At 46.2% G+C, this 12,619-nt stretch carries 11 protein-coding genes; 4 read left to right on the top strand and 7 right to left on the bottom strand.

The features are described 5' to 3' along the window. Nucleotides 1–42: 42 nt before the first annotated feature. The 4 genes from ACFVRY_RS05990 to ACFVRY_RS05975 form a co-directional block, all read right to left on the bottom strand. Entirely contained in the window at nt 43–405 is a 363-nt protein-coding gene (locus ACFVRY_RS05990; protein ID WP_387498309.1) for a DUF4180 domain-containing protein, read from the bottom strand. A gap of 5 nt (nt 406–410) precedes the next feature. Then, nucleotides 411–974 (bottom strand): PadR family transcriptional regulator, encoded by a 564-nt coding sequence (locus ACFVRY_RS05985; protein WP_387498307.1) that lies wholly within the window; start codon nt 972–974, stop codon nt 411–413. A gap of 132 nt (nt 975–1,106) precedes the next feature. Further along, entirely contained in the window at nt 1,107–1,646 is a 540-nt protein-coding gene (locus ACFVRY_RS05980) for a GNAT family N-acetyltransferase (RefSeq protein ID WP_387498305.1), read from the bottom strand. A gap of 3 nt (nt 1,647–1,649) precedes the next feature. Further along, complete coding sequence (locus tag ACFVRY_RS05975) at nt 1,650–2,489, bottom strand: GNAT family N-acetyltransferase (protein ID WP_387498303.1); 840 nt, start codon at nt 2,487–2,489, stop codon at nt 1,650–1,652. 327 nt (nt 2,490–2,816) lie between these two features. Here ACFVRY_RS05975 and ACFVRY_RS05970 point away from each other — a divergent pair, with 327 nt between their 5' ends. The 3 genes from ACFVRY_RS05970 to ACFVRY_RS05960 all read left to right on the top strand — a co-directional run bounded on the left by ACFVRY_RS05970 (nt 2,817) and on the right by ACFVRY_RS05960 (nt 6,637). Beyond that, complete coding sequence (locus tag ACFVRY_RS05970; protein ID WP_387498301.1) at nt 2,817–4,244, top strand: spore germination protein; 1,428 nt, start codon at nt 2,817–2,819, stop codon at nt 4,242–4,244. 78 nt (nt 4,245–4,322) lie between these two features. Then, nucleotides 4,323–5,519, top strand: a complete 1,197-nt coding sequence (locus ACFVRY_RS05965; protein ID WP_387498299.1) for a Ger(x)C family spore germination protein — start codon at nt 4,323–4,325, stop codon at nt 5,517–5,519. Nucleotides 5,520–5,542: 23 nt separating this feature from the next. Continuing rightward, the gene (locus tag ACFVRY_RS05960) at nt 5,543–6,637 is read left to right on the top strand and encodes a GerAB/ArcD/ProY family transporter (RefSeq protein WP_387498297.1); all 1,095 of its coding nucleotides are present in this window, start codon (nt 5,543–5,545) and stop codon (nt 6,635–6,637) included. Between the two features lie 263 nt (nt 6,638–6,900). Here the strand turns inward: ACFVRY_RS05960 and ACFVRY_RS05955 are convergent, their stop codons facing one another. Continuing rightward, nucleotides 6,901–8,148: an NADH:flavin oxidoreductase/NADH oxidase family protein gene (locus ACFVRY_RS05955; protein WP_387498295.1), complete on the bottom strand. Its 1,248-nt coding sequence runs from the start codon at nt 8,146–8,148 to the stop codon at nt 6,901–6,903. Between the two features lie 162 nt (nt 8,149–8,310). On the opposite strand from ACFVRY_RS05955, the gene ACFVRY_RS05950 reads away from it, so the two are divergent. Then, nucleotides 8,311–8,988, top strand: a complete 678-nt coding sequence (locus tag ACFVRY_RS05950; RefSeq protein WP_387498293.1) for a TetR/AcrR family transcriptional regulator — start codon at nt 8,311–8,313, stop codon at nt 8,986–8,988. A gap of 113 nt (nt 8,989–9,101) precedes the next feature. Here the strand turns inward: ACFVRY_RS05950 and ACFVRY_RS05945 are convergent, their stop codons facing one another. After that, nucleotides 9,102–9,725 (bottom strand): hypothetical protein, encoded by a 624-nt coding sequence (locus tag ACFVRY_RS05945; protein ID WP_387498291.1) that lies wholly within the window; start codon nt 9,723–9,725, stop codon nt 9,102–9,104. Nucleotides 9,726–10,024: 299 nt separating this feature from the next. Beyond that, nucleotides 10,025–12,385 carry an S-layer homology domain-containing protein gene (locus ACFVRY_RS05940; RefSeq protein ID WP_387498289.1) on the bottom strand — a complete coding sequence of 787 codons (2,361 nt, stop codon included), beginning with the start codon at nt 12,383–12,385 and terminating at the stop codon, nt 10,025–10,027. Between the last annotated feature and the right edge of the window lie 234 nt (nt 12,386–12,619).

Genomic DNA, 12,619 nt, shown 5'->3' with positions numbered 1-12,619 from the left:
CTGCGACTTTCCAGGGCTAGAAGATTCTTTTTCATGTTCATATTAAGCTTGCTGGAGAAGCCACTGCTCTGCTTCATCCGTGTTATCAAACATTCTGAATTGGTTTCCTTTATTCGATTCTGAAGCTAGCTCCTTGAACCTGCCTTCTGTAATCATTTCATTCAGGACCAACGCTGTTGTCACATGATAATTGATGAGCTTCTGCATCATTCCGCCTGCCAGACCTGTTCTGAGGTTGAAGAAATCTGCGGCGAGCACTGCGCTATGAAGCATCAGCAGCTTGGTATCATGCTCTGAGCATAAGGCGATGAGGTCCAATGCATCCTGTTCTCTGCTGAGCGGCGTCTCGGTGGAAAGGCATGCTACATAAGCTACATTGCTGTTACTGATCACTTGATAATTCATTCTGTTCACTCCTCTGATTGTTCGCGTTCAATGTCCTTCTCTGCCAGGCCTTGGCGCAATTGCTGCACCCATTGCAGCTCCTGCTCATAAGAGGCGATAATATTCTTATCAATCATTTTCCAGAGATAACTTTCACGGGAGGTCCGATTAGGGGAAAAGAGACCTCTGCGCATCTTCTCCTGCTCCAGACTGATCTGTAGAATGATTTCCTGCTCATATCCTGACAGTAGCTCTTCCAGCTCTGTAGGATTTAACTGATCGGCCCACGCAAGCTGGGTCAGGAAACCTTTCTTGATTTCCGGCAGCTCAGGCGGTGAGAGAACCCAGCTTTTCAATTCAGCCCTGCCCTTTTCGGTAATCGTATAAATCTTCTTCGAAGGCGAGCTTTCCTGATGCTGTACTTCATTCGTAACGAGCTCTTCTCCGAGAAGTTGCACCAGTGTCTTGTAGATTTGATTGTTGTTGCCTGACCAATACATCGCTGAGGAGTCCTCGATGATTTTTTTCAGATCATATCCAGTGGATGGCTTCCAGCTCAGGATGCCCAAAATCGCCAGTTTGATTGACATTACAATTCACCCTTCATCGAGTAACATGTGTTAATAGTAACATACGTTACTCGAAATGCACAAGCACAGAAAAAAACCTCCTTTGCTAAGGATGAGATTGTGTAATCACCCACGACAAAAGAGGAGTTCTTATTAACTATGTATAAATTCCCTATCCAATATTGAATAAAAATACTGGTCTACCCAGCGCCCCTGCCAGTTCAGCTCTTCCTTGAAAATCCCTTCCCTAACCATCCCGCTCCGTTCCATCAGCGCCGCCGATCGCTCATTATAGCTATTACACATACCTACTACTTTATGGGCCTTCAACTGTTCAAAAGCAAATTGCAGCAGCAGTTTCACTGCTTCACTCCCGTATCCTCTCCCACTGTATTCTGGTAGCACGGCATATCCAAGCTCCCAACTGCTGCGGTGACCGACATAACTCCAGAGCTCTGCAATCCCAATTGCTGCACCCTCAGGGTCTGTCGTTCTACGAATGACAAAATCATAATGTTCCTTGTCGTCGGTATCTTCAATCCTACTCCGATATTTCTCGCATACTTTCTTCATGTTATCTTCTACACTTTCTTCGTAATACCACAAATCTTTATTACAATTGATACTGCTGATGAAGTCCAAATCATCAATGGCTAGACTGGACAGCAGCAGCTGTTCGCCGCGAATTTGCATACTCTAAAAATCCTCCTTATCTTGGGTAAGGTTATACCAGAATATAGGGTAGCTAAAATCTAAAGACAAGCCTGCACCTTTAGCCAGCCGAATCGACCCCATATTATCAGGAGAACAATCCCAATAGGGCTGGAGATTATGTTGACCGCATTCCTTAATAAAAGCCTTAACTGCCCCTGCAGCATAATACTGTCCCCGGAACTCTTCCACAGTCTCTACATCCGCCGCATGGGTACTCCCGGCTACGAAACCAGAGAAACACACACTGGCCACCTTGTCGTTACACTCCGCAATATATCCAATGCCATGTTGTAGAAACTCTTCTACCGAGTTCCAGTAGTGAAGAATCTTCTGCTCCAAAAAGGTATGATTCTTATACCTTCCCGGTCTTAATATCTCCTTGTCCATTCTGGTGATAGTTAACGATGAAGGGACCCTTTCCAGTGCCGGAGGTACATTATCCTCTATGAGTCCGAACACATGCTGAATATCATGGGAGAGATGACGTGGATGAAAGATCTCTCGGATCGTCTCCCCCCACTCTCTGTTCTCCGGCACAATCTCTACCCCATGAATATTCTGTTGTATTAGTTCAGGCTCAAGCGTTGTCCTCATATAGGAATCGAGCCCCTGCAAAAAGCCTTGGCTTCGCGGATTTCCGACAATCTGAAAATCTGACTGGCCCTGAATCCAGATTAAAGCCGCTTCTGGTTCATCAGGATGATCTGTGTATACCCGCCCCGGGTTGATCCCTTCAGCAACAGCCCTTACCTCAATGTTATTGCAGGGGTCCGTTAGATGTTTTATTTTCTTAAAATCCTGCGGCTTGAGCTCTGAGATCACATGTATCCCCTCCATCACAATAGTAGTTAGAGTATACTGCGGAATGGGATTATATGGATTGTAAAGAATAATTATAACCAACTATAACATCAGTCTGAGCTATTACTGTTAGCCGAAACTTAACATTAGCAATCGCCTTCCAAATCATAATTCCATGTAAATTGTGCATAATAACCTGGAAATATCAAGTCAGACTCCTCTAAGGATGTAATTATGTTCAGATGGCTTTTTAGGAAAAGCAAATCACAAAGAAAGCGGCCGACCTCTCATTTATCCCGGGAAAATTCCCCGAAGGGCCCTTCACTAAGCGGTAATTTCGAAGCCGACATGACGTTCTTCAAGGAGAACTTTGACCGTTCGAGCGATATCGTATTCAAGGAATTGCTGGTCTGCGATGGATACCGCGGCATTATTATTTTCATAGACGGATTAGTCGATGTGTCTCAAGTGGACATGCACATCATTGCTCCCTTGCTGCACGGACGCAGTCAATTGGAATACAAGCTGAATGAACAAATCAAGCATCATGATGTCCAAGCGATCTTGCAAAAAAGCATTGTCTCTGCCTGCCAGAGCAAGCTAGAGAATGAGATGCATACAATTGCTTCTGCCATAACGAACGGCGACACGGTACTCATTCTAGAGGATTCTCCCGAAGCCCTGATCTTCGACATGAAAAAGCGAGAAACACGTGCGGTGGAAGAAGCGGCCTCTGAGCCTACCATTCGCGGACCCCGGGAGGGCTTTACTGAGAAGCTACGCACGAATACCAGTCTTCTGCGCACCAGACTCAAGACGAACAAGCTCAAGATGGAGCCACTAACCATTGGCGATGTGTCCAATACGGACATTGTAATCGTGTATTTAGACGGAGTAGTCAAACCAGAACTATTGGATGAAGTACGCACACGGCTTGCACGAATAAAAATCGATGCGATTCTGGAGAGCGGATATATTGAAGAATTGATCGAGGATAATACCTATTCGCCGTTTCCACAAGTCCTTAGTACGGAACGCCCGGATCGGGTAGCTGCGGCTCTGCTAGAAGGTAAAGTCAGCTTACTGATTGACAATACGCCGTTCGCTTTGGTGTTGCCAATCACTTTTCTCGGACTGCTGCAATCGCCGGAGGATTATTATCAGCGGTACATGATATCGACGGCCACCCGGTGGCTTCGATACTGGCTGGCGTTCATCGCCCTGACCTTCCCTTCTCTTTATATTGCAGTAACGACCTTTCATCAGGAAATGGTACCGACCAACCTGCTACTAAGCATTGCCTCCTCACGTGAAGCGGTTCCTTTTCCGGCCATTGTCGAAGCGCTTCTCATGGAGATTACCTTTGAAGGACTACGGGAAGCTGGTATCCGCATGCCCCGTCCCGTGGGACAAGCTGTAAGCATCGTTGGCGCACTAGTCATTGGACAAGCAGCGGTGCAAGCGGGCATTGTCTCGGCGATCCTCGTGATTATTGTATCCTTCACAGGAATTGCCTCCTTTATTTTCCCTTCTTATAGTCTGGGGATCGCTGCGCGGTTGCTGCGCTTTCCGTTAATGTGCCTTGCCGGGACTCTGGGACTTTATGGTATTTTCCTGGGTCTGCTGGTCATATGCATCCATCTGCTTCGGCTCCGGTCCTTTGGCGTACCTTATCTCTCTCCTGTAGCACCGTTATCCTTAAATAATCTTAAGGATACCCTCGTTCGGGTACCCTGGAGGAATCTGATTCATCGACGCAGAGGGATTGGCGAATAAGAATAAGCCAAGCTATCTGTTACAATGCCATTCATAAGCTTTGTTCCAACAATAAGATGCGGGGTGAGAAAAATGCAGGTGAAACCAGTAACCCTGTTAATGATGCTCTGCCTGATTCTTGCTCTGTTAACGGGCTGCTGGAGCAAAGTGGAAGTAAATGATGTGGCCATGGTTACTGCCGTCGGTCTCGACAAGACAGACAATGGGAAAATCCAGCTCTCACTGGAACTCGCCGTCCCTCGTTTGCTAGGTGTGACCAATCAAACCGGAGGCGAAAAGCTAGAGGCCAAAGCAGGCTGGATCTTGTCCGCAGAGGGAGAGACCATTATGGAGGCCTACAGATACATTCAGCAAAAGGTTCAGCGTAGGATTGTTTTTTACCACAGTAAGGTGATTGTTATCGGGGAGAAGCTGGCGCGCAGCGGCATGCTGCCGGTCCTTGATTTCTTTGAACGGTACAAGCAATCGCAAATCAAGAGCCATATTCTGTTTACCAAAGGCGATGCAGTGGACATATTGGAGTATAATCCGGTATTCGAAAAACTATCCTCCGAAATCATGCGCGAAGAAGCCAAATCCAAAAAGAATGTAAGTGTCCGTCTCCTGCAATTTATGGACATGATGGTCTCCCCCGGAGATACGCCCATGGCAGCACGTGTACAGCTAATCCCAGCTCAGACTGGAAAAAATAGCGACGAGTCTGATCCCGGCACATCCAAAATTAGCAGCCTATCCGTCAGAGGTGCAGCTGTGTTTCATAAGGATCAGCTAATCGGCTGGCTGAACGAGACAGAGACTAGAGGTGCTATGTGGCTAAAAAACCGGATGAAGGATGCGGTAACTACTGCCGAGGTTCCTGCGGAAAAAGGCGGCGGCCGGATCAGCGCACAAGTTCATACAGCGAATACGAAATACCATACTCTTGCAAATACTAAAGGAATTATGATAAATGTGGATACCTATGCGGAGATTTCAATCTTTGAGAACGCCTCTAAGCTGGACATGAGTAACCCGAAGGATCTGGACTATGTCAAAGCTTTGGTTGCAGAAGATGTCAAGGCCAGAATTGAATTGGTCTGTCATAAGGCACAGCAAGGTTATAAAAAAGATATTCTAGGGTTCGGACATAAAATCTACGCCCAGCACCCGAAACAATGGAACAAGAGCTATGCCAAGGAATGGGAGAAACGCTTTCCGGAAGTACCGATAAACATTACTCCACACATTACAATAACGCAGGTAGGGTTAACCAATAAATCCATGAAGATGGAGTAAAAGGCTGAAAGGGAGGGATCAGGATGGTCAGGGTATCGGGATATCAGCTCTTTGCGACTACGGTGTTGTTTCAGCTTGGAACGACAGTGATCTTCGGGTTCGCCTCTCCCGCCGGACGTGATGCCTGGATTGCGATGCTGCTCTCAGCCCTCATTGGAATGTGCATGATCCTGGGTTACACCGCTCTTATGAACATGATGCCTGACTTATCCTTGGTGGAATGGTTCCCCAAGCAATTTGGCCCCTGGCTGGGCCTCCCCATCGCGTGGTTCTATCCCATGCTGTTTATTTATGACGCAGGACGGGGAATCAGTGATCTGAAGGAGCTTGTCCCGCTCACCCTGCTGCCAGGTACGCCGACATGGGTCATCCTTGGTTCCATGATGCTTGTTATTATATATTTGCTATCCAGTGGTGTCGAAGTGATCTTTCGGCTCGCGGGGTTACTTTTCCCGATTATATTCTTCTTCTTTGTCATGGAGCTCCTGCTACTACTGGGTTCCAGAAGTGTTCATTTCGACAATCTGCAGCCCCTCTTAGGCGAAGGCTGGGGGAGAGTCTGGAAAACGGTCTGGCCCTTTGGCATTCTGCAGACCTTCGGCGAAACCATCGAATTCGCGATGTTGTGGACCTTTCTGAGAAAACCCGGGCAACTAGCCAAAATAAATATCATAGCCGTGCTGGTCTCCGGCGTTACTATCGCCGTGTTTGATATGTTCGCAATTATGGTGCTGGGTGAAGGTGTCTTCCAGCGTAATATCTATCCCCTACTGGTACTGCTGAAGCAGCTTAGCATCAGTAATTTTCTGGATAACCTCGATGCCCTGGGCGTGATGTACTTTATGACAACCATCTTTTTAAAAATGTCCCTTCATCTGATGGCTGCTGTTCTGGCTATCCAGAAGCTTACCTCCTCCAAATCACTACGTCTGCCGATTCTTATCGCCGCCGTAATCACATTATGGATCGGGAGCAATATGGCGCGGAATGTGTCTGACCACATCTTCGTAGGGACCCGAATTCTTCCCTACAGCTTATGGATTCCCCTCTTTATCGTCATTCCAGCTATTCTCTTGATGGTCACCTGGATTCGCAAGAAAGCGGGGACAACATTATGAAAGGATACATATGGCCTTGGCAGTCTCATGTGATCATCATGCATCCTTGGGCACTCTCTATGATGTTCATCATTTTAGCGTTACTCCTGTCGGTGATTACGTGGTTTAAGAAAAAGAAATAGAGGGTGTGTTTGACCTGGGGGATCATGCGGACTGCGAGTTGGAAGCTTACATAAAAGCAGTAGAATCTTTAGGACAACCACTAAGCCCCCTCAGCATTATAGCTGAAGGAGCCTTTGGCAATCATTAATATTTAAAGCCCCTTACCGCTGGCTTCTATGCTTTAAGATTGAGGCATAATTCTGACTTTCAATCTGCTGAAATTGCACGGCTGCTTCCGGTCCTTCAAGTTCCAAGTCCGGTTCAAGGCCATCCCCTAGACGTTCAAGCTGCATATTGAACCATGGCAACGTATAAATTACATTAATGTTATCCTCAGGGGTCAAGGCACGCTCCAATTTCCCTTCCAGCAAGTGCTTCGCGGTCAATGGATCGGCAATAAAAGGTCGTCCGATACCGACGATATCCAGTTCTCCATTATCCAGAGCCTCGTTCATCCCCGCCGTAGTCCGGAAATTCCCTGTAACCATGACCGGCATCTCAGCAACTTCACGTACTGCTTTGGCATACTCAATAAAGTAAGCTTCGCGTTTGATGGTGCTTTCCCGGCGGCCATCTACTCCCTCATCTTTGAAGGTCACCCCAACCACCTTAGGCTGTTCCAGTGACCCTCCCGAAAGCTCCAGCAGATCCAGGCTTGTCTTATTGAGCAGTTTAACCAATTCAATACACTCCGCGTTAGTAAAGCCTCCCTTCTGAAAATCGGAGGAATTCAGCTTGATTCCAATTGGAAATTCTTTACCCACAACCTCGCGAATGGAGCTGATTACCGTAAGCAGTAGCCTAGCTCGATTCTCCAAAGACCCGCCCCAGCGGTCAGTTCTGCGATTGGTTAACGGACTCAGGAATTGGGAAAACAAGTATCCATGTGCCGCATGAAGCTGTACGCCTGTGAACCCTGCCTCGCGGCTTTTGCGGGCCGCATATACGAACTGTGCAATTACTTTTTCAATATCCTCTTCAGTCATTTCCACCGGTACGGCAAACGTAAGACCTAGCTCTCTTGGTAACTCAAGCTCTACAGAAGACGGAGCTAGCGGGGCTGGGTTAATCAGGTTCGAGACTTGTCTTCCTGTATGACCGAGCTGCACCCAGAAATGGTTACCTGATGAGGTACCTGCTTTCGCTAAAGCCGCAAGTGCTGCCAAATTCGTATTTTCATCCAATACCACGTTATTCGGACGTTCAAGATGCCAGCGGTCTACTTGCACATTCCCGGATAACAGAAGTCCAGCTCCACTGGCAGACCAGGTGCGATATAAAGTTTCCAAACGAGGTGTGGAGTCATTACCGGCATCGGCCAGCCCTTCGCTCATTGCACCTTTAGCAATACGATTGGAAAGTACAGCTCCACTTGGCAGGGTAAGCGGAGAATTCAGTAAATTTGTCATGAATAAGTTCCTCTCCTGAAAGACAAATTGTCTTTTTATTAAACAACAACGTTCGTTGTCGTTAATAGTACAATAATCGTTGTCGTATCATTTGTCAACATGCATCTTATCCTTTAAAATTAGAGAATCGAATAGGTATGAACAACAGTTTGGAGGATCATTGTGAAAAATTGGTCAGATGATAATCCGAAAGCTTCCCTGATGAAGAGGAAGAGAGCGGCAATTGTAGATGCAGCATTGCAAGAATTTCTGGACAGCGGTTATGCGCAGGCCTCCATGGACCGGATTGCGTCCGCAGCGGGGGTATCGGTCAAAACCGTCTACCGTCACTTCGAGAACAAAGATGACCTGTTCAGCACGGTGATGAAAGCAGCTTGCAGCGTTAATGGTCTGGAAGAATTGGACGGACTGGATGAGCAGCCAGAAGATCCGGCAACCGAGCCAGATAAGCCTTGGCTGTCCTTGCCTCCTGAACAAGCACTCCCACTCGCGGGGATTGAATTATTGCAACATGTGTTCTCCAAAGACCAGCTTTCGTTATATCGTGTAGTCACCCAGGATGCTCATCGTTTCCCTGAACTGGGCCAACGTTATCGGGAGCAGGTGACTGAGGGAATCATTGAGCACTGCATCCGATACCTGGAGCGCTGGGCCGATACAGAGAAATGGAAGATTGCAAGCAAACGGAATGCGGCCTTCGTTTTCAGCGCTCTTCTTCGCGCAAATCTCTTCGAAGAAGTCCTCCTTGGACTACGTATACCGGATGAGAATGAGATCAAGGCGCAGGCTGATACTGCTGCTAAGAACATGCTGATACTCTTAAAAGCAGGCGCCTTGTAGATTTCATACGCAAAAAAACGGGTAAAACCAAGAAATTCACTTGGTCTCACCCGTTTTTTTGACTGCTAATTTCAGAATAAATGAATAGAATGCTTGTTTTTCCCGATCTAGAATCAACTCAGCTTTTTAATCAGCTTCTCCACCCGTTTTCGCTTGGTGTCTTTTTCAATCTCGTCGAGTCGTGAAATCAACGTCTCTGTGAAAAAGGCTTTGTTCTTATCGTTAATGATGGATATTGCATTCTCCGCATACATCGGAAGTTGATTTGTCGGACATTTCTTAAGCTGTTCAATAAGTAACCTGAATGCATGATCAGCATATTGTTCGACAGAGCAAAGTTTTATCAGAATATTTACTGCGTGATCTTTGGTGATCACCGATCCTTTGTCAGCAATTTCAACAATCTTTACAAGTGATTCATAAATGGTTGCCGGATTTTCAAGAATTATCGCATCTAGTGCTGTCATAGCCCCCCAGACAAGTCGATTGTTCTTATGATCAAGCAATGTTAGAAACTCTTTGCTGTATTCAACAACTAATGACGGTTTTATATCTCCAATTTCATAGAGAACTTTAATACAATCGCTTTGAATATTCTTGTCGCTGTTATGCAAGTTATCAACTAGCTCTTTCACAGCTTCCTTATCCTCTCGGTCGGCAATATATTTCGCCAGTTCCTGATTAGGACCTTCGTCTTTACGGTTGAGTGAGGAGGCTAATTTACCGATAATAGTCATCTAGTTTTTCTCCTTTAGGTTTAGGGATCTTAATTTATTTGCAATGATTGAACTGAACAATACTAAGATACCGACAACAGCAATCGAAAGCAATACACCCAATCGAGCCGTTTAAACTCGCCTTAGATTTTTTCGCTGTAAATATTTCAACTAAAAAAAGCTCAGGTGGTATCTCCACTTGAGCTCTGCAAGTTATATTTTTAAGTACATGTGGCATTAATTAATGCTTTCTATCTCTAGCTCTACACAGCACTCCACATCAAGGTCCACCAGGATCGTCCGAGTTTGTTATTGTTATTTTACTTGCTCTGTTGAACCAACATTTTCAGTAGGACTGCTACGGCTTCAGCCCGCGTTGCATAGTCTTGAGCAGCGAATTGGTTTCCACCTTTACCTTGCACAATACCTGCTCGCTTCACATCAGCAACACTGCTTTTCGCCCACGCAGGAATATCCTTGTCGTCAGCGAAGTCAGTTACGGCTTTTCCTTCGGTAGACAAGCTCATAGCGCGAGCTATCATCACTGCCATTTCCGCACGTGTAACTTCTGCATTCGGACGGAATGTGCCAGCATTATCACCTTTAATGATGCCAGCTTGTACTGCTTGCACAACCGCCTTTTGCGCCCAAGCTCCGATCTCCGTAGAATCTGTGAAGGCAGTTGTCACTCCTGACTCTTGCGGCTTCAACGTATTCATCAGCATTACAGCAAATTCCGCACGTGTCACAGCATGATTCGGCTTAAATGTACCATCCGGGTACCCCATGACGATTCCACTACTAATTGCTTGCTTGATGTCTGCTTGTGCCCAGTGCCCAAAGATATCACTAATATTAACTTCCGTTGACGTTTCCGCTAGGTGATTCGTTACGGGCATACCCGTGGCTTGATCTACGACGAATATCGCAAACTTTCCAAACTGACTAACTTCCACACTAATGCGGTTGCCGTCGATCTTACTGCCAGAAACAGCCATCCATTCTTTCTTCTCATCTTCATAACGGAAGACACCCACCGATTGATTACTCTTCAGACTTGCAGGATTAAATGTTAGAGTGATCGTTACCGGTTTACTGAAGTTTTCCGGGAAGTTTTTCAGAACTTCGAATACCGAGCTGCCCAGGACCTCTTTATTATTTAGGAGATTTTGCGGGTTTAGGACTTTCTCTATCGTTAATTTCGATTCTTTATTTGTTACATTGGCTGGAACTGAGAGCCTGATGATATCTTCCAAACTAACCTCGCCCATTTTACCCACAGGAAGCGTTATTTGACCATTCGTTGAGGTTATCTTTTCAAAACCAACCTCGCCTACTTTATCTGTAGAAGGTCTTGGTTGACTATTTGTTGGCGCCTCGCCCTCTTTATCCGCAGGAGGCGTTGTTTCGCCATTCGTTGGCGCCTCGCCCTCTTTATCCGTAGGAGGTGTTGTCTCGCCATTCGTTGGTGGCAATTGTTCTGATGGTGTTTCCGGTTCAGGTGGCAGTGTTATGCTAGCAGTTCTAGCTTCCACCAAATTGGAGGCCATTCTGTAACCTGGACCAAAATTGGCGCTGAGGCGAAACTGATAATTTGTACTGTCAGTCAATGGTTGAATCGTTGTCTGCGTTTCATTGGCAGCCACGGTTTGTTGGCTCCAGCTTTTCCCGTCCTTCGACCACTCAAGCTCGAGATCCGTTGCTCCCTCTACCTCAGGCCATGTGACGGTCGCTTGGTCTGAAGTGGTCACGATTTGCGGGCTGTCCAAAGTAAGTGAGAATTTCTGCACACGGCGCAGCATAGAGTCATCTACATAGATATTTCCAGCATTGTCGGTGGCCACACCGAATGTAACCTCAAATTCTCCAGGAGCTGAACCTTCCTTACCCCACATTCTGATTGATTTTCCATATGGATCAAGCACTTGGATGCGATAATTCTTCGTCTCCATAACATGCAGATTTCCGTAACTGTCAAAGGTCAGCGCCTGTGGAAAACTGAATTGTCCCGGTTCGGCGCTTTCCGCCTCTCCCCATTGTCCAAGATAGTGGCCTGCGGAATCGAATTTCTGAATGCGGAAGTTGCCAGGATCAGCGATAAAAATGGTGCCTTCGTGATCGATCGCGATGCCAGACGGCGCATTGAATTCCCCAGGACCGGCTCCACGCGCTCCCCATGTCAGCAAAACTTGTCCTGTCGGATCATATTTTCGTACCTGATGCAATCCGGCATTCGATACATACACGTTACCCTCCTGATCGACTGCCATCCCCAATACACCAGCATTCAGAAAATTCCTGTCAATAAAACGTCTTAGTTCGGTGCCGTCTGACTGAAATATCCGAATGTTGCCTTGCCCATTATTCACATAGACAAGCCCACTATGATCAACCGCAATGGCCCGTGGCATTCCATAGACCATTCCGTCAATATCCCATTGTTGCAAAAACTGCCCATCTGATGTGAATTTCTGCACACGACTATTCATTGTATCTGCTACATAAAGATTTCCTTCTTGGTCAATGGCCATCCCTTGCGGAAAACTAAATTGCCCCTCTTCCTCGCCATCTTCTCCCCATTGACTAAATACTGGAGCAGCGAACACTTTCTCTCCATATCCAACGAATAGCGTGGACGTCATCACAGTAGTTAACAAAACAAATTTATAAAATATTGACATGCTTTTCTTCATGGTCTCACTTTCCTTTTCACCATTCTAGTTGTCATAAATCAATCTGTAGTTCCCAAACCCAAACCTTGTTACTCACAGCTCCCCTCAAAATAGCTCATTATTATGATAATGATATTCATTATCAATTATGTAGTGTTGCTATAATAGCAATAAAATAAATTTCTTGTCAATTTAAATATTTTATCCGTGTCGCATCTGCATCCTTTACCAGCAGTTTGAGAC

The organism is Paenibacillus sp. NPDC057934 (assembly GCF_042887565.1).
Taxonomy (GTDB): Bacteria; Bacillota; Bacilli; order Paenibacillales; family Paenibacillaceae; genus Paenibacillus_AQ.
This window is presented reverse-complemented; position numbering and strand designations above follow the sequence as displayed.